Below are 22,350 nucleotides of genomic sequence, written 5' to 3'. Positions count from 1 at the left end.
AACCTGAGCTAGGGCGACCAGAAGCGAGCGGTCGCTACTTCGTCGTGCACTCAGGCTCGTTGCGCGCGGGCCAAGGCCTCTCTGGTGACTGCGGTGTACTGATGATCTTCGCCGAAAACGCGGACTCGGTCGGCCAAGGCCCGGGTCAGCGTTGCGACCGCGGCGTCGCGGCGACCGGCCTTGTGATAGGCGCGACCCAACAAGTGCCTGGTCGACAAGGCGCCGGGGTGATCCGGGCCGAGTACACGCTCTCGGTCGTCGACGGTGCGCTCGGCGAGCGTGATCGCCTCGTCGAGACGGCCCGCCTCGCTCAAGGCGAAAGCGAGGTTGTGCGAGGAGGTCAGCGTGTTCGGGTGTTCTGGTCCGAGAACATGTCCACGCCCCGCGAGGGCGAGCCGATGCTGCTCGATTGCCTCGTCGAGGCGCCCCACCGCGCAGTACGCTGCGCCGAGATTGTCGCGGGTGAACAGTGTCTTCGGATCATCCGGGCCGAGCACGCGTTTGCGGGCGGCGAGAATCTGTTCGTAGCAGTCGACGCCATGATCGTGGCGTCCGAACTGCTGAAAGATCGCGGCCATATTGTGCAGAGTGGTCAGCGTGTCGGGGTGATCGGATCCCAAGGTGTCGGTGCGTATGGCGAGGACGCGTTGGTGAAGGTCGATCGCCTCTTGGATGCGACCGGTTTTGTGGTAGGCGTGAGCGAGGTTGTTGCATACGACGAGCGTCTCGTCGCGCTGTGGACCGAACTTCCGCTCGTAATGGGCGAGCAGATGCTCGCACTGGTCAGTCGCCTTGTCGAACAGCTCGAATCCGGCGTAGAGGTGAGACAGGATCCGGCGCACGGGAATGGTGTCATCGTGCCCCGGGCCGCGCAGCCGCTCATGGTCGTCGAGCACGTGCTCGAACAGCGGCAGTGCGTCGTGTGCGCGGCCGGATTGCCATGAACTCCAGGCGAGTTGGAACCTGGCTTCGATGGTGTCGTCGTGGTCGGGACCGAGCTCTCGCTCGCACACGACCAGATCGTAGGCCAGCAAGGGAATCTCGGAGGCGTATCGTTCGGTCGCCCGATACAGTGCAGCCAATCCCTTTCTGGTCCGGACCGTCTCGGTGTGGTCTTTTCCGTGGACGCGTTCGGCGGTGTCGAGGTCGCGTTCCAGCAGCGGGATCGCCAGTTCGTCACGTTCGGCTTGCAGGTAATACGTCAGCAGCCGGTCACGCAGCGCGAGGGCGACCGCATCGTCGAGACCGACGATGCGCTCCCGATCGAGAAGCGCCTGTCCCATCACGGCGATCGCGTCCTCGAGCCGGTCCGGGAGGTTCAGCAAGGCCAACGCCAGATGCTCGCGTGCTTCCAGGGTCGAGCGACTGTCCGCGCCTCGGACTCGCTCGTTGTCGGCCAGGCTGCCTTCGAGCAGCGTGGTCGCCTCGTCGTGTCGGCCGAGCTGATCGAGGCAGACTGCGAGCGCAGTGCGTACATCGATCGTCTTCTCATCGTCTGCGTCGTAGAACCGTTCGCAGTAAGTGAGCACCCCGGTGAACACCGGGACCGCTTCGGCGTACTTCTCCGCGTGCAGCAACGCTGCCAAGGTCTGGGGTTGACCCGAACCGAGCTCTTGCGCGACGGTGCGCAGTGAGTCTTCGTACAGTCGAACCGTACCGTCGTGCCATCCGGCGAGTTGATGCGCGAGGTGATCGTGTTCGTGGGGGGAGATCGACATCTCGAGCGGACCTCTCAGCCTTCGTCTTCGGTATCGATGGCCTTGCCGATGACGAAACTGGAGCTGCCGCTGAAGAAGTCGTGATTCTCGTCCTGCACGAACTCAGGATAGGCGGCAAGCGATCCGAGCGGTATGCGGATTGGTCGGCGGTGTCTGTGTCGAGGACACGGGCCCCAGTCGCCGACTGTGCAGATCCCGTAGACGACATCGCCGTCGGCAGGCCGCACCGTCCGAACCGTCGGGAGGGCTTTCGTGTGTTCGATAGCATCGAATATCAGGTGACCCTCGTATTGTGATCAAGCGGATCGGTGGCGGTTCGGACCGAACGAAAGTTACTGCCCGCCTTATCGATCGAGCGAGCACTCTGGCTGTGGCGGCCAGAGTGCTCGCTGTCGGGATGCGGGCGTTGCTGTCTATCCGCTGACAGGTCTTCGCCTTTCGGTCACTTCGCCGGTGTCGGCGTCGGCGAGTTGATCGTGGCGAAGTATTGGATGGCGGCGCCGATCGCCACCGGGGCGGTGACCAAGATCTGGCCGGCAATAGTACCGAGGGCGCCGACAGCGATGATGCCGCCGAGGCAGCCGATCACCGCGGCCGGAATGAACGCGCCGAACAGGCCGACGATCGTCGCTGCGGCGACGGTCGCGCCGGCGATGCCGCCGAGCACACAGCCCAGGGCCCCGCCGCCGATACCGCCGACCAGGGTACCGAGGGTGGCGCCCATGGAGATGGTGCTGGTCAGCCGGGACCAGGCGGCCTGCTCACGGTCGTAGTCGTTCTTCCACGGCGCCTTGTCCTCGAACGGCAGAGCCACCGGCTTGTAGGCCGCGTGCGCCATATCGAGCTGCGGCGTCAACGTCGCGCTGCGACCGGCGATATCGGCCGCGATCGGGAACTCGAAGTCATCGACCCTGAACTTCAGCGGCGTCCCGGCGAGCACCGTGCCGTTGGCGGCTTTGATTTCGAAGACTCCGTCTTCGACGACCAGGGAGCCGGCATCGGTCGTGATGATGGACTGAGTGTCGGTGGCATGGGCGGTGAACTCGACCGCACCGTCCGACGGTTGCGCACCGGCCGCGCCGGAGGCGATGCCGACTGCGGTGACCAGACCAGCGGCCACCCCAACGAACTTGCTCATCATTTCTCTTTTACCTCACAGATTTCTTCAATCGAGAGCCTGGCGCGTGGTACGCGCTGGCCGTGTGCCGCGAAGCGGCGAACAATCGGAGGGGAGGGGATCGGTGAAACCCTGCCCCGAAGGCACAGAATCCGCACAGCGCACCCGTCCACCGAAGTGATCTACGAATGCCCAGCATGAACGGAAACCAGTTCTGTCACTCGGGTATATGGCCTACCGAATGGATCCGCCCAGGATTGAACCAACCGGACGCAGCTTTCCGATCGGCTGCGGTCATTTCCAGGCCGGAGCGACCTCTCGACGACGCGTAAGGCATATCCAATGCCCCGTGAGGACACTTTCTGCCTGTCGCTGTGTGTCAGATATCAAACAATAAATGTCAGCCATTCTGTATACCGATCTCTTATTGTCTGGCGTGATTGTCGAATCAATTTCACAAATTTCCATCCCCGGTTACGCGACCGCCTGGTGCGTACCCCGGCTCAATGTCGCGCGGCTGGCCGCGGTATTGCGGGGCCTCGAACATTCTCGATCCGAAATGACGGGAAGAGTGGAGCGCGGATCTGGTGCGGGAACTCTCCAGCGGCCACGGTGGTCGGCAAATCGCCGTCCGTGCAGTGGGGTCTGTTGGATTGATACCCAGAGCGTCTCAGCTACCAGGCTTCGGGCTACTTCTCGATCGAGTTGCTGTTTGATAACGGTTCGCTCACGGTAGCTTGACAAATCATGAATGGGATCCAATGTGAGATAGATCACTATTCTCGGTTGCCTCTGCTGCGCTGATCAGGAGCGGATTCGCGTTCGGGACATCGGCCATATGCGCGGAGCATGAATCGGGACCGCCGCCCGCTGGTTGGTAGGCCAACACGCACCCATCGCACCAATGTTCGACAGCGACCAGGCCGATCCTCGACACTCACCGCCGCCTACGGATTCGAGCTCCAGCGAGGGAGATTCGAGATCTGCACGACCCGCGAATCTTGACTACAGCGTTCATCACACGAGAGGTTGCCTTGCGCTGACCGCCGCATGCGCTGCTGTGCGCTGCGGCGGTCAGGTGGCTCGATGACGCCCCAGGCGACACTGTCGTACACCATGATCCACGCCGCCAGCCGTGCCACGGTCAGCTCTGACGACGCGATCAGCTGACTGCGGTGACTCAGAGGATCAGGACGGGATGATCATCGTGTGGGTCGTTCAGCCGTCCCGATGCCCTGCGCTGCGGTGTATCCGGATGCCAGAACATCCCGGCCGGCTGGCCGTCATCGTCATGGACGGGGCATTCGGTCGAGCCGTTGTCGTCATCCCTGGCCAGAAACTGCTCACTTGCTATTGCTGCTGGTCAGGAGACGGAATTGACGGCGTTGGCGATGACCTTCGCTACGGCGTCGGGCTGAGAGACCGTGAGCGCGTGTGAGGCTCCGGCGATTTCGACGGTGTCGCGGGCCCCGGCGCGCTGGGCCATGAACCGATGCGCGGCGACCGGAATGTTGTAGTCCGAGTCGGGGAAGATGAACCACGACGGCAGGTTCTTCCAGTTGGGTGCCCCGGACTTGCCATTGAGAGCGCGGTCGTTGAGCGGGCGCTGGGTGACGGCGTCGAGTTCGGCTTGGGCGGTCGGGAGATCCGCGGCGAACTGACGGTGGTATTTGTCCTGCTGGATGTAGAGATCGGTGCTGCCGTCGATGAGAGGGACCGGGTTCAGGGTCTCGCCGAGGGTGCTGCCCGGGTACTTGGCGGACAGTTCGCCGATGGTTTCGCCTGATTCCGGGGCGAACGCGGCGACATACACCAGTGCCTTGATCTTCGGATCGTGGATCTGGGAGATGACCTGGCCGCCGTAGGAGTGCCCGACGAGGACGACGGGTCCGTCGATGGAGGACACGACGCCGCGGATCGTGTCGGCGTCGCCTTGGACGCTGCGCAGCGGGTTGGCGGCGGTGATCACGGTCGGGTCGTGGTCGCGGAGACGGCTGATCACCCCGTTCCAGCTGGCGGATTCGGCGAAGGCGCCGTGGACGAGGATGACTGTGGCGGTGTTCATGGCAGTGCTCCTTGCAACGTGTCGTGCGGGGGAATGGGAATGGATTGCGTGACAGGTGAACTCAGTGCTTCAGGAATGCGAGCAGGTCGGCTTCGAATGCGGTGCGGAACTTGCCGTACAGCCCGTGCGGTGCGCCGGGGTAGACGCGAAGGGTCGAACTTCTTGATCAGCTCAGCCGATTTCACCGCCGAGTCATGAAGCGGGACGATCTGGTCGTCATCGCCGTGGGCGACGAGCACGGGGACGTCGATGCGCTTCAGATCCTCGGTGAAGTCGGTTTCCGAGAACTGGCTGATGCATTCGTACGCGGCCCGGATCCCGGCCTGCATGCTCAGCCGCCAGAACGCGCGGCGGGCGCCCTCCGACGTCGTCGCGTCGGGCCGGTTGAAGCCGTAGAAGGTCTCGCTCAGATCCCAATAGAGCTGAGAGCGGTCCTTATCTACGCTGGAGCGGATCGCGTCGAAGACCTCGATCGGGGTGCCCTCGGGATTGGTGTCGGACTTGACCATGACTGGGGGTACGGCGCCGAGCAGGACAGCCTTCGCGACGTGGGAACTGCCGTGCCGGCTGAGGTAGCGAGCGACCTCGCCGCCGCCGGCGACCCAGCGCTCAGCGGTTGTCGAGCGGTCCGTCGTGCAGGAGGGCGGCCGCATCGGCCGCTTGCTTCGTGACGTGGCCGGCTGCGCGAGTGGCTCGTCCGGTCAGCCGCCAGGAGAGCATGCGCACGGCGGTGGCCGGGGCCGGGGGAAAGACGCCGAGCTGACCGAGCATGGTGATGTCGTCGCGCACCGCCTCGTGTCTGATCACCTTGCCGTCGCGGAGGTCGAGGACGTGGATCTGTTCGAAGTCGATCTCGCGTCCGGTGGGAGGTACGGCCTGGTCGAGGGCGCCGTCACGAAAGCGGACGAAGGGGCCGGTGTGGCGGCCCTGCATGCGCAGCCGCACCCAGACCTGTCCCTCGTTGCGGGCGATGCCGAGTACGGGGAAGCGCAGGTCGCTGAAGGCGGACCGCATCCATGCGCCCGAGGCCAGGACTCCCGCAGGTCCGGGTATCGCGCAGGCCGGGGGCGAGACGACGGCATCGCGGTTGCGGAAGTCCGCGGCCACAACATCAGCGGCCAGCGCCGGATCTCCCGTCTCGAGGATCCGGAAGAGCCCGTGGGTCAGCTCCGTGGTGTCCATTCCCATGACGCCCATTCCTTTCGCCGGTCTGCGATCCGGTGCTGTGTGCGGGTGCTGGTCGGTCCGCCGGGCAGGGCGGACGAATTGACCTTATATAGCACCTAATGAATAGAGCAACTATGTGATCATCTTGGATAGGATGGCGCCATGTCCTCGAAGCGCACGTACATCTCCCCGTTGCGGGAGCAGGCCGCTGCGCAGACGCGCTCACTGATCCTCGTCCGGGCGGCCGAGCTGTTCGCCGACCGCGGTTACGGGCGAGTGACCGTCGCGGACATCGCCTCCGCGGCCGGCGTCGCGTCGAAGACCGTCTTCGCGAGCGTCGGGAGCAAGGGCGACATCCTGGACCAGATCGTCGAGCAGGGCGTGGCGGCGTCCGGCTACGAACAGGCCATGCAGGGGGTGCTCGCCTTGCGGACACCGGAGTCGGTCCTCGAGGCGCTGGCCCATGGCACGCGCATCGGCAACGAGAGCCAGTTCACGGTGCACGAGGCGATTCGCAAGGCGCTACCCGTTCACGAGAACGGTGAGGCGCTGTGGGAGCTCGCCACCGCGGCCTACCGTGACGCGCTCCATGCCACCGCCCGCCATCTGCACGACTTGAATCCGCCGCCGCCCTATCCGGTGACGGAAACGGCGGACCTCCTGTGGTTCTGGTTCGGTCCGACGGGCTGGCGCACTCTGGTCATGGAGAACGGTTGGTCGTGGGATCGGGCCGAGGCCGTCCTCTACCGTACGGCCGTCGCCGGTCTTTGCTGAGTCATCGGGCTCTACCGGATATGGACTCGGGCGCCCCGCGCTGGGCACGGGCCCTCGGAAGAAGAACAGACGAAACCCGTTGACGTACTTCATATCCTGACCGGGTGGAGAATTGGACAATCCCACGAGCCGACCACGGCGAAGGACCGCGACTGGACTCGCTCCGGCTCCGAGCCGTCGTCTCCGACAGCTCGCACGAGCTGGTGGACAGTGCCGAGGCAGTCCTGACCCGTCGTTCAGGTTCGATCGCGACGGTCGGGTTTCGGTGCAACCCGCTCGGCGCGCTGGCCATGGATCACCGCGAGGGCGTGCTTGTCGGCCAGCGGGCGCAGCATGTTGTTCAACTCGTCGAACAGCATGCCCGCCGCTTCTCCGTTCCAAGCCGGTGGCAGCAGCGAGAGCGGGAGGCCCGGATCGCGATAGGGCAACCGGCGCCACTCGGTGAGCATCGGTATGTAAAGCTGAAACGCTTCTTGCGGGGTCGGCCGCTCGGCTGCCGTCCGATAGAGGATGGGCCGGTAGCGCTGCAGGAAGTCCGCGTACAACTGGGTGAGTTCGTCCAGATCCCACCACTGGGGGATCTTCGAGCGCAGATCCCCGAAAGCGAAGTGGTGTCCGGTGAACATGTCCAGGTATGCCGACAATCCACGGCGTTCCAGGGCCTGCCGAGCCTCTCGGGCCAGGTTCCCCGGTGCGACCCAAACCCCCGGCGCGGCGGTGCCGAAGCCCAGACGGGTGAGGCTCGAACGCAGCGCGTGCCGCTTGTCGCGCTCGGATTCGGGGACGGAAAACACCACCACAACCCAGCCGTCGTCCTCCGATGCCCGGCTGCGCTCGAAAATCCGCACGTCACCCTCGGCGAGCGCCTCTAACGTCGGCTCGGCGAGGGAGTACCCGACAGCGCCGCCGTTACGTTCGCTGAGTAGTACGCCACGGCGTTTCAGACGAGAGATCGATGATCGGACCGCTTGGGATTCCGCGCCGACATCGGACATCAGCGCCACGACCGACGCGGTCGACAGCCAGTTGCCTTCCGCCCGCGCGCACAGGCCGAAGATCGTGATGATCAGCTGAGCGAGTCGGGAGTCTCGGCCGCCGCCGGAACCATGGGTCGATTGCGGCTCTGCCGTCATATGTGCACCATACGTGACTCCACGCCGGCTTCGGTAAGCCGAACGCTGCGATTCATGCGGTCCGAATCATTCCTTCCTGCACCACAGTTGCCACGTGACGGTGGTCGCGGGTGAAGAAGCGGCCCGAGCCCAGACCTCGGCCCGCATCGGCGGCTACCGCGTCCTGGAGATAGAGCAGCCAGCCGTCGACCGATGCCGGGCGGTGAAACCACATCGCATGATCGAGACTTGCGGTGACCAGACCAGGCGCGGCCCACGGCAGGTCGAGCACCCGCAGGACCGGCTCGAGGATGGTGTAGTCGCAGACGTACGCGAGCGCGGCCAGATCCCGCTGGTCGTCGGTCAGCCCTGCGACGGTCCGGAGTGGGTCGAACGGCTTCACCCATACCGCTTGGTGCGGCAGCCGTTCTCCTTCGATCGAGAGGTAAACCGGGCCAGGCACGTGCCGGGTGTCGAAGCTGCGGCCGCCTGACCAGTAGATCCTGGATTCCTCGGTCATCGTCCCGCCGCTGCGTTCCGCAAGGTATTCCGCTGAACTCGGTAGGTCCTCCGGATCGGGCACGGCTTCGGTGAGCGCGGCGGAAAACGTACCGCCGGGTTCACCTACGGCAAAGTTCGCCAGACACACATACACCGGCTTGCCGTTCTGATAGCCACGCACTTGACGGGTGCTGTAACCACGTCCGTCGCGCAGTACTTCCACCTCGTACCGCACCGTCGCCCCGATGTCGGCCGGTCGCAGAAAGTAGCTGTGCATCGAATGCAACGTCTTGCCGTCGATCACCGACCGCATCGCCGCCACCGCAGCCTGAGCGACGAGATCACCGCCGTACGCCTTGGGCCACGGGCACGGCTGGGTGGTGGCTTCGAAGGCAAGGTCGAAGAGCTGGGGCTCGACGGGTGTGAGGGCGACAGCCGCGGTGAAGATCGCGGAGGTTGCCAGGGTGTCGGTCGTCATCGGTTCATCCTTCATACAGGACGGTGTCCGCCCGATCGGCAGGACCACAATTCATCGAGGTGTTCACTGTCTGACCTGCCGGAACGCGAGCCGGTTGCCAACGCTGACTCCCCGCGGCCGGGCGCGCACGCACCAACTCCAGGCGCGGCGGCGGACCGTCGGTACGACCGCTCGGCGGCTTCCGGTTGCCGGCCTGGAAGGGAGCCGGCCATTCCGCGGCCTCGCCGCGGTAGCCCTGTTCCACCGCCGCATGCAGTGTCCAGTGCGGATCCCACAGATGCGCACGGCCGATGGCGACCAGGTCGGCGCGGCCTGCGAGCAGTAGGGAATTGACGTCGTCATACGTGGAGATGGCGCCTACCGCCACCACCGCGACATCGTGCGGCACACCGACTTCCTGCCGGATCCGATCGGCGAACGGCGTCTGATAGCTGCGGCCGTACGCGGGCTTCTCATGGGCGACCACCTGTCCGGAGGACACGTGCAGCACGTCCACTCCGTGTTCGGCGAAGGCGCGCGCGATCTCGACGGCGTCGTCGATCGCATTGCCACCGTCGGTCCAATCGGTCGCCGAGATGCGCACTGACAGCGGGCGCTCCGCGGGCCAGACCTTCCGAATCGCGTCGAAGACCCGAAGTGGAAAACGCAGCCGGTTCTCCAGCGGCCCACCGAATTCGTCGTTACGGCGGTTCGCCAGGGGCGACAGGAACGACGAGAGTAGATAGCCGTGCGCACAGTGCAACTCGAGCAGATCGAACCCCGCCCGCGCCGCCGCACATGCGGCATCGACGAACTGCTCGGTGATGTCGTCCATGTCGGCGATGGTGACCTCGCGGGGCGTGCGGCTGCGCGGACCATACGGAACGGCCGACGGGCCGACGGTCTCCCAGCCGCCGGTCTCCAGCGGATCGTCGATCCCTTCCCACATGACCTTGGTGGCGCCCTTGCGCCCCGAATGTCCGAGCTGCACACCGATCTTCGACCGGGTGTTCGTATGGACGAAGTCGACGATCCGCGCCCACGCCGCCTCCTGCTCGTCGGTATAGAGACCGGCGCAGCCCGGGGTGATCCGGCCTTCGGGTGATACGCAGACCATCTCGGTCATCACCAGGCCCGCACCACCGAGCGCCTTGCTACCGAGGTGAACCAGGTGGAAATCGGCCGGCAGTCCGTCGACCGCGGAATACATGTCCATCGGCGAGACCAGGATGCGGTTGGCCAGCTCCATCCCCCTGATCCGCAGTGGGTAGAACATCGGTGGGCGGGTGGACTCGACACCGTGCGTCTCGGCCCGCGCCGACAGATACCAGCCGTCGATCGCGTCGACGAAGCCGTCGTCACGCAGTCGCAAGTTGTCGTAGGTGATCCGGCGGCTGCGGGTGAGCAGGTTGAAGGCGAACTGGTCTGGATCCTGGTCGGTGTACTGCGCGATCGATTCGAACCATTCGAGGCTGGCCTGGGCGGCTCGCTGAACTGATTCGACAACTGGTCGCCGCTCCGATTCGTAGGCCGCCAGGCTGCTTGCGACGGAATCATTTTCGTGCAGGCAGGCGGCCAGGGCCAGGGCGTCTTCCATGGCCAGTTTGGTGCCCGAGCCAATAGAGAAGTGCGCGGTGTGCGCGGCGTCTCCGATGAGGACGATGTTCCGGTTTCGCCATGTCCGGTTGCGGACGGTGGTGAAAGTGATCCACCGGGAATTGTTGGCCAGCAGCGTATGCTCGCCCAATTCGTCAACGAAGATCTCCTGCAGCACCGCGATGGACTTCTCATCGTTCTCACCGAGGGCGAATTCCCGGTCGGCGAAAGCGGGGAAACCCGCTGCGTGCCACACCGACTCGTGCATCTCGACGATGAAGGTGCTCTGGTCGGCGCTAAAAGGGTAGGCGTGGACCTGCATGATCCCGTAAGGCGTGTGCTTGATGAAGAATTCGAATGCCTCGAAGACGCGGTCGGTGCCCAGCCACATGTATTTGTTGTGCCGGCGATCGAGGCTGGGCGCGAAGACGTCACTGAATCGGGTGCGCACAGCAGAGTTGATGCCGTCTGCGGCGAGGACGAGATCGTATGTGGCGGCGAGCTCTTCGACATCCGGCGCCGACGTCCGGAAATGAATGGTGACGCCCAGGTCGATGCACCGCTGCTGCAGGATATGCAGCAGTTCCTTGCGACTCATCGCCGCGAAACCCTGGCCGCCGGAGGTGCGAGTCTCGCCGCGGTAGTGGATGTCGATGTCACTCCAACGGGCGAACTGCTCGCTCATTGTCCGATAGACATGCTCGTCGGCGTGTTCGATGCCGCCGAGCGTCTCGTCGGAGAACACGACACCGAAGCCGAAGGTGTCGTCCGGGGCGTTGCGCTCCCAGATGGTGATCTCGTGGGTCGGATCGAGTTGCCTCATCAATGCGGAGAAATACAGGCCCGCAGGTCCTGCGCCGATCACTGCAATACGCATGAAAGCCTCACACTTCTCGGGTCGATAACGTTGGAAATTCGGGCGGGTGCTCGCGGGCGCCAGTCGGCTCGAGTTGCGATGTCGGTGTATCACCGAGTGCCGCAGCAATATCCGCAGGCCAAGGCTGCGCACCCGCGTCGGGCGTATGCACGGCGGTCAGTGCGCCACGGACCGCGACGGTCGGTGGAGTCTGCGCCGCCGGTGGCGCCGAGGCGGGAATCCTGGTGATGACGAAGTCGTATCGGATCGACGATGTGCCGACCTTGCCCACCGACAGTTCAATCGAAGCGGTATCACCGAACCACAGCCGGTCCGCGTAATCGACTTCGTATCGAACCCGTGGGATCCGGCCGAAGAGCCAGCGCAACCCCAACTCCGCGAGCAAGGCGGCCTCGGCAGCCTCCACCCAGCGGATGACCGCGCTGTGGTGATAGTGCCCGGCCGCGTCGGTATCCTGCCAATCGACCGGACGCTGGATCACGATGCCGGTCATCGCGTCGCGCTCCAGCGCTCTCGGAGCTTGAAGCGCAGTAGCTTGCCGCTCGGATTGCGTGGCAGGCTGTCGACGAACTCGATGCTGCGCGGGTACTTGTAGGGTGCTGCGGTCCGCTTGACGAAATCCTGCAGCTCACGGACCTTGTCCGCGTCGGCGGGCACACCGGGCCGCAGCACGACCGCGGCATGCACGAGCATGCCGCGATCGGCGTCTGGTACGCCGATCACCGCGCTCTCGACCACGTCCGGGTGCTGGTCGAGGACGGCCTCGACCTCGGGTGTCGCGATGTTGTAGCCGGCGGAGACGATCATGTCGTCGTTGCGGGCCTGGTACCAGAAGTACCCGTCGGCGTCGCGAGTGTAGGTGTCCCCGGTCCTGTTCCAGCCGTTGCGGACGCAGTCGCGCTGGCGCGAATCGGCGAGATACCGGCATCCGGTCGGACCCTTGACCGCGAGGAACCCCGGCGTGCCGTCCTGAACCGGATGCCCCGCCTCGTCCTGGATCTCCGCGTAGTAGCCGGGTACGGCAAGGCCGGTAGAGCCGGGTCGGATGTCGTCGTCGGCGGCGGAGATGAAGATGTGCAGCATTTCGGTGCCACCGATGCCGTTGATGATCTTCACCCCGGTCTTCTCGTGGAATCCGTTGAACACGGCCACCGGCAAATGCTCACCAGCAGAGACACAACGCCGCAGCGACTTCAGTCGACGCAGGTCATCCCGTTTCAGCAATGCCTTGTATGCCGTCGGCGCGGTGAACAGTACTGTGACCGCGAACTTCTCGATCGCTTCGACAAGGTTGGCCGGATCTATCTTGTCGAGCAACACCACCGACGCTCCGACTCGGAACGGGAAAACCACGAGCCCGCCGAGCCCGAAGGTGAACGCCAGGGGTGGTGTACCGGTGAATACGTCGTCCGGCCGCGGTGCCAGTATGTGGGCCGCGAATGTGTCGGCATTGGCGAGCACGTCACGGTGGAAATGCATCGTCACCTTCGGCACGCCCGTCGTCCCGGAGGTCGGCGCCAGCAGCACGACGTCATCGGCCGCGGTCGCCACGTCGTCGAATGCCGTCGGCATCGCCGCGGCACGGCGGGTGAGGTCGTCGGGGGTGGTTCCACCGACTTGGACGATCAGCACCGACGGGTCCACGGCGGACAGCTCGTCGAGCAACCGGGCATCACACAGCGCGAGCACGGGGCGGGTCAGCTCGATCAGCTTGGACAGCTCCGGCGCTCGCAGCAGCGGCATAGTCGTGACCACCACACCGCCTGCTTTGACGACCCCGAACCAGCAGGCGACCAGCCAGAGGGTGTTGGGCGCGCGCAACAGCACGCGGTTACCGGCAACCAGGCCATAGTCGTCGGTCAGCACATGTGCGATCTGGTTCGCGCGGTCGAGGAGGTCACCGTATGTCCACGACTCCGCGCTGGTGAGCAGGCATGGCTGGGCGCGCCCATGACCGGCCACCGCCGCGTCGAGCAGGGCGGTCGCGCAATTGAGCCGATCGGGGTAGCGCAGCGCGGGCAGATCGAAGACAAATTCGGGCCACTCGGTTTCGGGCGGGAGGTGGTCCCGGCAGAAGGTGTCCGTATGGGCTGAGGGGGTGAGCATCGGGTCTCTGCCTTTTCGGGAGGCGGGTATAGGAGCGAACTGCTGTCGATGTCAGCTCAGGCTGCGCCGGAGTCCAGCACCGCCACGGCCTGGATCTCGATCAGCGCCTCCGGCTGCCACAGCGAAGTGACGCCGATGCCCGCCATCGCCGGATACTCGGTGCCGGCCAGCTCGCGCCAGATGCGGCCGATCTCTTTGCCGTTGGCCTGATAGTCAGCGATGTCGAGCAGATAGATGGTGACACTGAGCAGGTCTTCCGGTCGCCCCCCGGCGGCGTCCAGCGCGGCGAGCACATTGGACAGCGCCTGCTGGAACTGGACGACAATCCCGCCCTCGACGATTTTTCCGTCCGGTGTGAGAGCCGTCTGACCGGCGAGGTGAACGATGTCGCCGCAGCGAGTGGCGTGCGCGAAACCGGACGGCTTCGCCAGCGTGGGCGGGTTGATACGGGTGACGGACATAACGCCCCTTTCTCGATCGCGCCGGTCCCGGGAACGGGTGGCCCACACCACAATATGGTGTTATCGTCATCATCGTCAATAGAACGCGATACGAAGATCGGTCTCATGACGTTTGCCGTCCGGCCGATCCGCCGAGTCCTGGAGAGTTCCAACGATGCGTCTACGCACAGTTCTGTCCGATGACGGCAGCAGCCACGCCGAAGTCCACCTCGACGGGCAGTGGTATGCGAGCACCGCGCGGGACGTCGCAGCCCTGCTCGCCGCCCCGGACTGGCGATCGGTACCCCTCGGCGCAGACCCACAACCCACAGCCGCGGCACGACCGGCGCCGGTGGTGACCACACCGGGCAAGATCGTGTGCTGCGGCCACAACTACCGCGCGCACATCGCCGAACTGGGCCGGCCGGAACCCGAATTCCCCACGCTCTTCGCGAAATTCGCCGACACCCTCACCGCATGGAATGCCGACATCGCGCTCCCAGGTGCCGCCGAGTCCGTCGGCCTCGACTGGGAGGCCGAACTCGCGATTGTGGTCGGCGCCGTCCTCGCACGCGCCGACCGCGACACGGCACGAGCCGGTATCGCCGGATACACCGTCGCCAACGACTTCTCCGTTCGCACCTGGCAGCACCGGACCTCACAGTGGTTGCAGGGCAAGGCCTTCGACGCCACCACCCCGTTGGGACCAGAACTGATCACCCCTGACGAGCTCCCCGCCGATGGCCTGCGCATCGTCTGCCGGGTCAACGGCGTCGAAGAACAGGTCGGCTCCACCGACGACCTGGTCTTCGATCCGGCGACACTGCTGTCCTACATCTCCACGTTCACCACGCTTCGGCCCGGCGATGTCGTGTTGACCGGCACACCGGGCGGCGTCGGAGTCGCTGCCGACCCGCCGCGCTACCTGCGCGCCGGGGACATCGTGGAGACGGAGATCGAAGGAATCGGAGTGCTACGCAACCGAATCACCCCTGCTCACCACACTGAGATCGACTCCGCACCGCGGAACAGAAAGGAAGCACGATGACCAGCGAGATCACCAACACTCGGATCGCACCCATTGTCACCCGAGCCGGACAGGAATACGCCGAAACCGCCCAGTCCGGCGGCGCCGTGAGGGTGTCGGGGGTCAGCCCGCAACATACGCCGGCGACCAGGATCTGGTACGGCAAGGTGAGCAACGAGCCCGGCTACCGGTCCCTGCCCCACCACCACGGCGAGGCGGAAACCGGCGGTTACGTACTTACCGGTGTCGCGCGGATCTACTACGGCGACGACTACCAGGAATACCTCGATATGAGTGAAGGCGACTTCGTGTTCGTGCCACCGTACATGCCGCATATCGAGGTGAACATGAGCACCACCGAGGAGTTGGTGTGGCTGACCTGCCGCACCCCCGACAACATTGTCGTCAACCTCCCGGACGTCGACGACTCGATCCTCGAGGGCTACCGGCGGACATGACGGTGTGTCCTGGAGACTGAACAGCAGCTCCGAGTCCGGTTGGTCCCGGTCGACGGCGACGTCGGCCGGGACCAACCGCCGCACCAACCTCCAGCGATCGTGGTGGGTGCTGAAGGACGTATCCGCCGTAGTCAAGCGATGCGAGAGTGCTTCCCCCCCGAAGCTCGGTCCGCATCGGGTAATTCTCTTGTCGGCCGAGCCCTTCCGCGTCAGCGCTCGTAGACGGTCTTGCCATCGACCATGGTGAGCATGACCTGGATGTCGCGGATCTCGTCGGCCTGTACGGTCAGCGGATTCCCGTCCAGCACGACGAGGTCGGCCAGTTTTCCAGGCGCGAGGCTGCCGATGCAGTCCTCGGCGAACTGCGTGTAGGCGCTACCGATGGTGTACAGATGCAGTGCCTCGGCGGGGGTGATGGCCTGTCCGGGTCCGAGTACATTGCCGCGCAATGTCTTTCGGGTGGTCATCCACCCCATCGACCACAGCGGGCTCGGCGGGCAGACGGGTGCGTCGGTCCCGCCGCCCGTGGTGATGCCCGCGTCCAAAATGGTCCGGATCGGAATCGCGCGAGCCGCCCGATCTGCACCCCACCAGCGCAGCTGGTTGTTCCCCAGGAGCACCGGATGGTCCTGCACGGTGGCGATGATGCCCATGCGCTTCATCGACGCCAGCCCGGCCCCGCTGGGGAGGAACAGATGCATGATCGCGAAACGATGAGGTGCCAAGGCGATTTCGCCGTCAGCGAGTTCGAGGGCGCGCACCACGTGGTCGAAGGCGGCATCGCCGACGGCGTGGGTCTGGAACTGGAAACCGCGGCGGGCGGCCGCGACGTACATGCCCGCCAGCTCGGCCTCACCGCCCGATGGCAGGTTCAGCGTGCCAACGTAATCGGAGTTCGGCTGCTCGCCGGGCACGATCTGATAGGGCTGGTGCAGATAGGCGCCCTCCACGCCACCGTCGGCGGCGGTCTTGAAGCCGTCGAGGCGCAGCATGTCGTCGCCTGACCGAGGCAGCATCGAGGCGGTGAGGGTTTCGACGTCGGTCATCGAACGAGCCCACAGCAGGATGTGGGCGCGCACTTCGAGCCGCCCGGCTTGCCGCAGTGCTACGTACTGCTCGTATTGCGCCGTGGTCAGGCCCGGTTCGGTGACCGAGGTGATGCCGAGGGCGGCATGCTCGGCGATCTTCTGGCGCAGCAGTCGCTGCTGCTCGGCGGTGTCCGGCGGCGCGGGCAGCCGCTTGCGGACCAGCTGTGCCGCGCTCTCCAGCAGCACGCCGGTGGGTTCGCCGTTCGCGTCGCGGACGATCACGCCGCCGTCCGGGTCGGGGGTGTCGCGGGTGATGCCCGCGATCCGTAGTGCCTCGCTGTTGACCGTCACCACGTGTCCGCCGCGGGGAATGAACACCGGGTTGTTCGGTGACACCGGATCGAGCTCGGCGCGGGTTGGCAGCCTGGCCTCGGCGAGCAGACTCTCGTGCCAGCCGCCGCGTGCGCAAACCCATTGCCCCGCTGGGGTTCTCGTGACGCGAGCGCCGATGGCGGCCACGACGTCGGCCAGATCGCGTGCCTCGAGCAGCGAGGTGTTCGCCTGCTCCATGGCACCCATGTACTGGTGCAGATGGGAGTCGATGAGGCCCGCGGTGACGGTGCGGCCCTGCAGATCTCGCTGCTCGGTGTCTCGACCGGCTTGGCGCACGACCTCGGCCCGGTCGCCGACGGCAACGATGCGGTTGCCGCGAATCGCGATGGCCTCGGCTGTCTTTCCGCTCAGCGGATCCTGGATGATCGTGCCGTTGTACAGGACGAGATCGGCGTCCGGTGACGGGGCCGGCGCCGGTCCGGCGCAGGCGGCTACCTGCAGTTTCGCCGTGGCCGCTGCCGCAGTGCGAGCGGCGTGGCGGGTGACGCCTGCGCGTTCGGCCGCGGACCCGAGATTCGGGACGCCACATGATTCACACATTTCACAGACCCTTTCCGGTGTTCTTCGGTATTCGGTATCGGCATGGCGGCGGCCGCTCGCGGTGCGGCTATCGTGCAGGCACGAGTCGAACAATGTCCGACCCACCGATCTGCACGCGGCGAGCCCGCAGCCGCGCCAGCTCATCGTCACGCTTTGCGGCAGGTGCGAGACGGGCAACTGGCTTTCGGCGTCGGCATTGGTCAGGCTGACGGCGCATCACGACGCGCGCCGCATTCGCCACCTACGTGCGAGCGCTCACGCAAGCTGCCCTGCCTGGACCCCGGTCTGCCGATCGAGTTGTTGCCCGATGACCGCAGCGGGGTGCGCGCTGCCGACCTTTTCAGCGAATTGCGACGTGATCTCGTCGGTCCCGCACATGATTTCGCCGCCTCGGTGAGCGGGAGTAAAAACTGATCGTCGCGCTACTCGACTACACGCGGGACCGCGAACGCGATCAGCGCGCCGAGGATCGCGAAGGCGCTGAACGCGTAGAAGTTGATCTGCCAGCCCAAGGCCAGGTTCGCCAGGAAGCCACCGATGAGCGGGCCCGTGATGGCGCCGAGCCTGCCGAAGCCGAGTGAGCAGCTCACTGCCGCCGCGGTGAGGGACTGCGGATAGTGCGTCGAGCAGTAGCCGCTGACCAGGATCTGGGTTCCGATGGACCCGAGGCCCGCGACGGCGACCAGGCCGAGCATCACGCCGTACGGCAGCCGCACACTCAGCAGCAGCACGGTTAGACACGCCAGCAGGAAACAGGCGACGACGACCTTCTTCGCGCCGACCCGGTCCGCGATCCACGACGCGCCGAGCGCGCCGACGATGGCGCCGACATTGAGCACAAGCAGGAAGGTCAGCGCGGCGCCGAGCGCGAAGCCCGCCTCGCGCATGATCTGCGGCAGCCAGGTGTTGAGGCCGTACACCAGCAGCAGACCGCAGAAACTCATGAGGGCGAACAGGATCGTGGACAGGATCCATTTGCGGCTCAGCAGGGTGGACAGGCTCGACTGCGATCGTTCGCGGACCTCGTCCTCCTCGGTGACGATATCCGCATAGACCAGGCCATATTTCGCGGCCGTCAGGCGAGCCTCATCGAGGCGCCCGACGCGGGCGAGGTAGGACACCGATTCCGGCATGAACTTCCATACGACCGGCAACAGCGTCACCAGGGATACCGCGGCGATGGCATACATCAACCGGAAGTCGAAGTGCCGCAGGACAACTATGGCCAGGGCCGCCGCACCGACGCCACCGACGGAATAGCCGCTGAACATGATGGCGTTCGCCATCTGCCGATGCCGCTTCGGCGCGAACTCGACCGTCATGGCGACGCACGTCGGAACGATGCCGCCCAGCCCGATTCCGGTCAGGAACCGCAGCAGGGCGAAGACCTCCAACGAGGGAGCCGCGGCCGTCAGCAACATGAAGGTGGAGAACCAGGCGATGCTCAGCAGCATGATGCGGCGGCGGCCGAGCCGATCGGTGAGCAGGCTTACGGCCAGCGTGCCGATCAGCATGCCCGCCAACGCGAGCGACCCGATCATGCCGCCGGTGGATTTGGTCATTCCCCACGGCTCGTACTTGAGCAGCGACGGCATGGTCGCCCCGAAGACCACCAGGTCGTAGCCGTCGAAAACGATTGAGACGAAACAGAGTAGGAGGACCGTGCGGCCTTTCCAGGTCGCTGGTGCGGTGGTCGTGTCGATGGAACTGAGTGAGGCCATGACATATCCCCTAACGGAGCCGAGAGTGAAGCAGGCCACAGTATTGCATTTCCGTTGCTGTCGTCACAAGAGCGACATATCTCGAGTTCGGCTTACCCGCTCGCGAGCGGTCCGAAGAACCCGATGATGCGGCTGATTCGACCGTCCGCGGCGAGCTCGACGAGGTGGAGGCCGCCGGGCAGTACCGCGCCGTCCGCCTGGACGGCATGCCAGGCGAAACGGGCCAGAGCCTCGATTCCACCTCCACGCCCCCATGTCCCGCCCGCGCCACAGCACGATCAACAGCGTCCTCTGTCGGACATCTCGATCACCAATGCCGCGCTCGAAGTCATCGTCACGGAGGCGCTATAGTCGCTCGACGGTCACGAAACTGGCGGAATACTCCTCGGAATCGACACGACCGCCCACCTCGCTACCGACACATGTGGGCGGGCCGACATCGAAGACGGGCACCGGCCAGGGACGGCCCGGGACGAGTCGGCCGAGTTGCGGGAGGCGCGCAAGCGGATTCGGCAGCTCGGATGTGAAATCAGCTGGGGTACAACGGCAGTAATCCAGTACTGCAGACTGTGTGGAGAACAGTCAACTCGGGGTATTCCTCACCTATGCCGGCCGATCGGGCCGGGCGCTGATCGACCGAGAGCTCCACCTGCCCGAGTCGTGGATCAGTGACCAGGAACGCTGCGTCGAGGCCGGAACCATGAAAGCCGTTGCAGCCAAGGGCTTCTGACAAAACCGAGGCTGGCCGAGGCGATGATCACCGCCACCGACCCAAAAGCCCACGCGGACTGGGCCCACTCACGGTCGCCGAAATCCGCCGTATCCTGGCGGTAGACACCGCTGGCCACCCGATTCACAATCCTGGGCGCATCCAGCGAGTGCGTGCAGCGCGGTGTCGATGCCGTCTGCAGGTGTGCTCCCAGTTATCGCGGAACGTCGTCGGCATGCTCGTCGTGTTCCGCTGACACCGGCCGCGCCGACCGGACGGGCAGCGGCGTCATCCGGTCGAGGAGCCGGTCGCGGAGCACGAGGGTGTGGAACAGGACCGCGCACATGTGGGCCGTGAACGTCAGGAACAGCAGGTTCGCCAGAATCGTGTGGGCCTGCCGCAGCGTCGCGTAGATGCTCGGGTCGTGGGGCGCGATGGCCGGCAGGCGCAGGTGCTCGTAGATCACGATCGGGGTCCCGGTGCTCGAGAGCATGGCCCATCCGATCAACGGCTGCGCCAGCAGCAGCGCGTAGAGCAGGTACTCGGTTCCCTTCGCCACCAGGCGCTCCAGCGGTCGCATGGTGGACGGGAACGGCGGCGGCCGGTGCCGCAGACGGTTCCCGATCCGGATCACCACCAGGATGAGGATCGCGATCCCCAGCGGTTCGTGGATGACCCGCAGGCGGTGGTAGTCGGTCAGCGAGGCCATCATGGTGGCGCCGACGAAGAGTTGGGCGATGACCAGGACCGCCATGATCCAGTGCAGTAGACGCGAAGGAAGGGCGTACCGGGTGGGGCGGTGGGTCGGCTCAGCGGGCATCGAGCACTTCCTCGACGGAGATGGCACTTGGCTGTGCGGGTTCGCCGGATCGGCGGGTGAAGGACCGGGCATAGACCGCCGAGCGTGCGTTGAGCAGGGGATCGTCCGACGGCGTGATGCCGACGGGCAGCACGAGCGGGTCGAAGTTGATGTCTCGGGCGTTGCCCGGCCCCTCGGTCTGCACCGAGTCGATCGTCACGGTGCCGACGTCGATGGTGCGCCTGCCCGCGGGCCAGGCCTTGGTGGCGTCGTTGGTTTGGTCGCCGGGTTCGCCGATGGTGAGCATCAGGCGCCACCGCAGCGGTGCGGTGGCGACCGCGCGGATCAGCGCGTCGAAGAGGTAGTTCTTACCGGGTTGCGCCTGGTCGGCGGATTCGGGTGATTGCTCGGGCACGAGCATCCAGCGCACCGCGGCCGTGACCCCGGCGGCGTCGGTGACACCGAACGCGTTGAGCCCGCGGAAGGTGCTGTCGCCGAACCCGGAGGTCGGTGGGTGCTGCCGGACGATCTGCATGGCCGCCGCGGTCTCCGGGTGACCGGCCAGGAACGCGGCCATCTTCTCCGGATCGGGTTTTCCCGTTCCGGCAACGGGTTTGGAGGCGAGCAGTCGTTCGTAGAAGCCTTCCGGGGTGCTGTCGAGGAAGACCGGGAGGTTGAGCATCGCGGTGCGCCACTGCTCCCCGTTCGGCAGCGTGAACTGCAGCCCCAGGCCGCGGACTGTGGCGTTCGCGTCGGTGGCGCCGGGCAGGCTTCCCGAGAGCGAGAACCGGCCGGCCACCGGAACCCGTCCGGGCTGGAAGACGACGGCGGTGGACACCGCGGCGCCCGCCCCGTTGCTCTCGAAATATCCAGTGGCACTGAGTCCCTTGGCATGGTTGCGCCGGAAGCCTTCGTGCTTGCCGTTCAGCTGCTCGAATCGGTCGGCTATTCGTGACGACGTCAACGCGTCCGGCGTCAACCAGCCCTTGGCATAGAGGAAACCGCCGACGTCCACCGCGGCGATCCCCCCGACGGCGGCCAATCCGAGGAGGACACCGCGCCGACTGACTTCCGTGCCTGTCCCGGGATCCGCCCGTTCGGTGTCGTCCTCCATCGGCTCTCCTTCTCTCCCATGCGGTGTGCGGCTTGTGGGATTCGGTTCTCTCGGTGGGCCCGTTGAAGCGAGTGGAACTCGCCCCTACCGGCCGGCGGTGGGGGGTGCGACCGGCGCCGGGGTCACCAGGGCGACGTGCCACTGGCCCTTGACGCCCTCGCCGTTGGTCTGGCCCGGCGCGTCGTCCTTAGCGAACCGGTACAGCGGGCGGCCGTCGTACACCGCCTGCTGTGCCCCGCCGTCGGGGCGGGTGAGGGTGCCCAGTGCGCCGGGGAGGTCCGTCCCTGCGGCGGCTCTCGGAGCGCCGAGCGTCGGCGGCCAGGTCGTGGCGCACTGTCCGACGCAGGCGGAGGAGGTCGGGGTGTCCTGCGTGAACCAGTACAGGGTGTAGCCGGCCGCGTCGGTCACGACGTTGCCGAGGGCGGTGGTGGTTGCGCCGAGCTGCGCCACTGGGGCGGCGGCGGAGGCCTGCGGGGCAGAACTGGTCGGCTGTGCGTCCTGCGCGGCGGTGTCGTTGCCGCAGGCGGACAGCAGCACCAGCGCGGCGCCGAGCCCGATGCACTGTGTCGGTAGCGTTCGCGTCTTCATCGTTGTCTCGCTTCCGTTCGTGATCGCAGTTGTGCGAGCTGAA

At 65.8% G+C, this 22,350-nt stretch carries 20 protein-coding genes and 1 pseudogene; 5 read left to right on the top strand and 16 right to left on the bottom strand.

Annotation, left to right across the window (positions count from 1 at the left end):
- Positions 1–50 precede the first annotated feature (50 nt).
- The 5 genes from ACQP1G_RS38630 to ACQP1G_RS38610 all read right to left on the bottom strand — a co-directional run bounded on the left by ACQP1G_RS38630 (position 51) and on the right by ACQP1G_RS38610 (position 6,088).
- Positions 51–1,718 (bottom strand): tetratricopeptide repeat protein, encoded by a 1,668-nt coding sequence (locus tag ACQP1G_RS38630; protein ID WP_433194621.1) that lies wholly within the window; start codon positions 1,716–1,718, stop codon positions 51–53.
- Positions 1,719–2,160: 442 nt separating this feature from the next.
- Entirely contained in the window at positions 2,161–2,856 is a 696-nt protein-coding gene (locus tag ACQP1G_RS38625; RefSeq protein ID WP_433209172.1) for a hypothetical protein, read from the bottom strand.
- A 1,342-nt stretch (positions 2,857–4,198) separates the two neighbouring features.
- Positions 4,199–4,900, bottom strand: coding sequence for an alpha/beta fold hydrolase (locus tag ACQP1G_RS38620; protein ID WP_433194620.1), 702 nt, complete (start codon positions 4,898–4,900; stop codon positions 4,199–4,201).
- On the bottom strand, positions 4,897–5,553 hold the full coding sequence (locus ACQP1G_RS38615; RefSeq protein WP_433194619.1) for an alpha/beta fold hydrolase: 657 nt from the start codon (positions 5,551–5,553) through the stop codon (positions 4,897–4,899). Before ACQP1G_RS38615 ends, ACQP1G_RS38620 begins: the two co-directional genes overlap by 4 nt.
- Positions 5,510–6,088 carry an ester cyclase gene (locus ACQP1G_RS38610; RefSeq protein ID WP_433194618.1) on the bottom strand — a complete coding sequence of 193 codons (579 nt, stop codon included), beginning with the start codon at positions 6,086–6,088 and terminating at the stop codon, positions 5,510–5,512. Before ACQP1G_RS38610 ends, ACQP1G_RS38615 begins: the two co-directional genes overlap by 44 nt.
- A gap of 141 nt (positions 6,089–6,229) precedes the next feature.
- Between ACQP1G_RS38610 and ACQP1G_RS38605 the strand changes: the two genes are divergently transcribed.
- Complete coding sequence (locus ACQP1G_RS38605) at positions 6,230–6,841, top strand: TetR/AcrR family transcriptional regulator (RefSeq protein ID WP_433194617.1); 612 nt, start codon at positions 6,230–6,232, stop codon at positions 6,839–6,841.
- A gap of 236 nt (positions 6,842–7,077) precedes the next feature.
- Here ACQP1G_RS38605 and ACQP1G_RS38600 read toward each other — a convergent pair whose 3' ends face one another.
- From ACQP1G_RS38600 to ACQP1G_RS38575, 6 genes are read right to left on the bottom strand one after another with little or no spacing between them, the layout of a single operon-like run.
- A complete protein-coding gene (locus ACQP1G_RS38600) occupies positions 7,078–7,974 on the bottom strand; it encodes a PaaX family transcriptional regulator (RefSeq protein ID WP_433194616.1) in 897 nt (298 codons plus the stop codon).
- Between the two features lie 52 nt (positions 7,975–8,026).
- Positions 8,027–8,932: an acyl-CoA thioesterase gene (locus ACQP1G_RS38595; RefSeq protein ID WP_433194615.1), complete on the bottom strand. Its 906-nt coding sequence runs from the start codon at positions 8,930–8,932 to the stop codon at positions 8,027–8,029.
- Positions 8,933–8,936: 4 nt separating this feature from the next.
- A complete protein-coding gene (locus ACQP1G_RS38590; protein WP_433194614.1) occupies positions 8,937–11,384 on the bottom strand; it encodes a bifunctional salicylyl-CoA 5-hydroxylase/oxidoreductase in 2,448 nt (815 codons plus the stop codon).
- 7 nt (positions 11,385–11,391) lie between these two features.
- A complete protein-coding gene (locus ACQP1G_RS38585; RefSeq protein WP_433194613.1) occupies positions 11,392–11,877 on the bottom strand; it encodes an acyl-CoA thioesterase in 486 nt (161 codons plus the stop codon).
- Entirely contained in the window at positions 11,874–13,490 is a 1,617-nt protein-coding gene (locus ACQP1G_RS38580; protein ID WP_433194612.1) for an AMP-binding protein, read from the bottom strand. The genes ACQP1G_RS38585 and ACQP1G_RS38580 overlap by 4 nt, the downstream gene beginning before the upstream one ends.
- 56 nt (positions 13,491–13,546) lie before the next feature.
- The gene (locus ACQP1G_RS38575) at positions 13,547–13,951 is read right to left on the bottom strand and encodes a RidA family protein (RefSeq protein ID WP_433194611.1); all 405 of its coding nucleotides are present in this window, start codon (positions 13,949–13,951) and stop codon (positions 13,547–13,549) included.
- 154 nt (positions 13,952–14,105) lie between these two features.
- Here ACQP1G_RS38575 and ACQP1G_RS38570 point away from each other — a divergent pair, with 154 nt between their 5' ends.
- Positions 14,106–14,978: a fumarylacetoacetate hydrolase family protein gene (locus ACQP1G_RS38570; RefSeq protein WP_433194610.1), complete on the top strand. Its 873-nt coding sequence runs from the start codon at positions 14,106–14,108 to the stop codon at positions 14,976–14,978.
- Positions 14,975–15,415 (top strand): cupin domain-containing protein, encoded by a 441-nt coding sequence (locus ACQP1G_RS38565; protein ID WP_433194609.1) that lies wholly within the window; start codon positions 14,975–14,977, stop codon positions 15,413–15,415. The genes ACQP1G_RS38570 and ACQP1G_RS38565 overlap by 4 nt, the downstream gene beginning before the upstream one ends.
- Before the next feature lie 209 nt (positions 15,416–15,624).
- Here ACQP1G_RS38565 and ACQP1G_RS38560 read toward each other — a convergent pair whose 3' ends face one another.
- Positions 15,625–17,376, bottom strand: a complete 1,752-nt coding sequence (locus ACQP1G_RS38560) for an amidohydrolase (protein WP_433194608.1) — start codon at positions 17,374–17,376, stop codon at positions 15,625–15,627.
- A gap of 42 nt (positions 17,377–17,418) precedes the next feature.
- Between ACQP1G_RS38560 and ACQP1G_RS38555 the strand changes: the two genes are divergently transcribed.
- A complete protein-coding gene (locus tag ACQP1G_RS38555; RefSeq protein ID WP_433194607.1) occupies positions 17,419–17,790 on the top strand; it encodes a PaaX family transcriptional regulator C-terminal domain-containing protein in 372 nt (123 codons plus the stop codon).
- 8 nt (positions 17,791–17,798) lie between these two features.
- On the opposite strand, the gene ACQP1G_RS38550 is transcribed toward ACQP1G_RS38555, so the two are convergent.
- Positions 17,799–19,097, bottom strand: coding sequence for an MFS transporter (locus ACQP1G_RS38550; RefSeq protein ID WP_433194606.1), 1,299 nt, complete (start codon positions 19,095–19,097; stop codon positions 17,799–17,801).
- A 502-nt stretch (positions 19,098–19,599) separates the two neighbouring features.
- Here ACQP1G_RS38550 and ACQP1G_RS38545 point away from each other — a divergent pair.
- A pseudogene (locus ACQP1G_RS38545) lies at positions 19,600–19,856 on the top strand (transposase); the annotation flags it as partial.
- 164 nt (positions 19,857–20,020) lie between these two features.
- On the opposite strand, the gene ACQP1G_RS38540 reads toward ACQP1G_RS38545, so the two are convergent.
- The 3 genes from ACQP1G_RS38540 to ACQP1G_RS38530 all read right to left on the bottom strand — a co-directional run bounded on the left by ACQP1G_RS38540 (position 20,021) and on the right by ACQP1G_RS38530 (position 22,307).
- Entirely contained in the window at positions 20,021–20,626 is a 606-nt protein-coding gene (locus ACQP1G_RS38540; protein WP_433194605.1) for a cytochrome b, read from the bottom strand.
- Positions 20,616–21,719: a catalase family peroxidase gene (locus tag ACQP1G_RS38535; RefSeq protein WP_433194604.1), complete on the bottom strand. Its 1,104-nt coding sequence runs from the start codon at positions 21,717–21,719 to the stop codon at positions 20,616–20,618. The genes ACQP1G_RS38540 and ACQP1G_RS38535 overlap by 11 nt, the downstream gene beginning before the upstream one ends.
- An 84-nt stretch (positions 21,720–21,803) precedes the next feature.
- Complete coding sequence (locus tag ACQP1G_RS38530) at positions 21,804–22,307, bottom strand: COG4315 family predicted lipoprotein (protein ID WP_433194603.1); 504 nt, start codon at positions 22,305–22,307, stop codon at positions 21,804–21,806.
- Positions 22,308–22,350: the final 43 nt, after the last annotated feature.

This window comes from Nocardia sp. CA-107356, assembly GCF_050946365.1.
Taxonomy (GTDB): domain Bacteria; phylum Actinomycetota; class Actinomycetes; order Mycobacteriales; family Mycobacteriaceae; genus Nocardia.
Note: the sequence above shows the minus strand (reverse complement) of the source record. Positions and strands in the feature narration are given on the sequence as shown.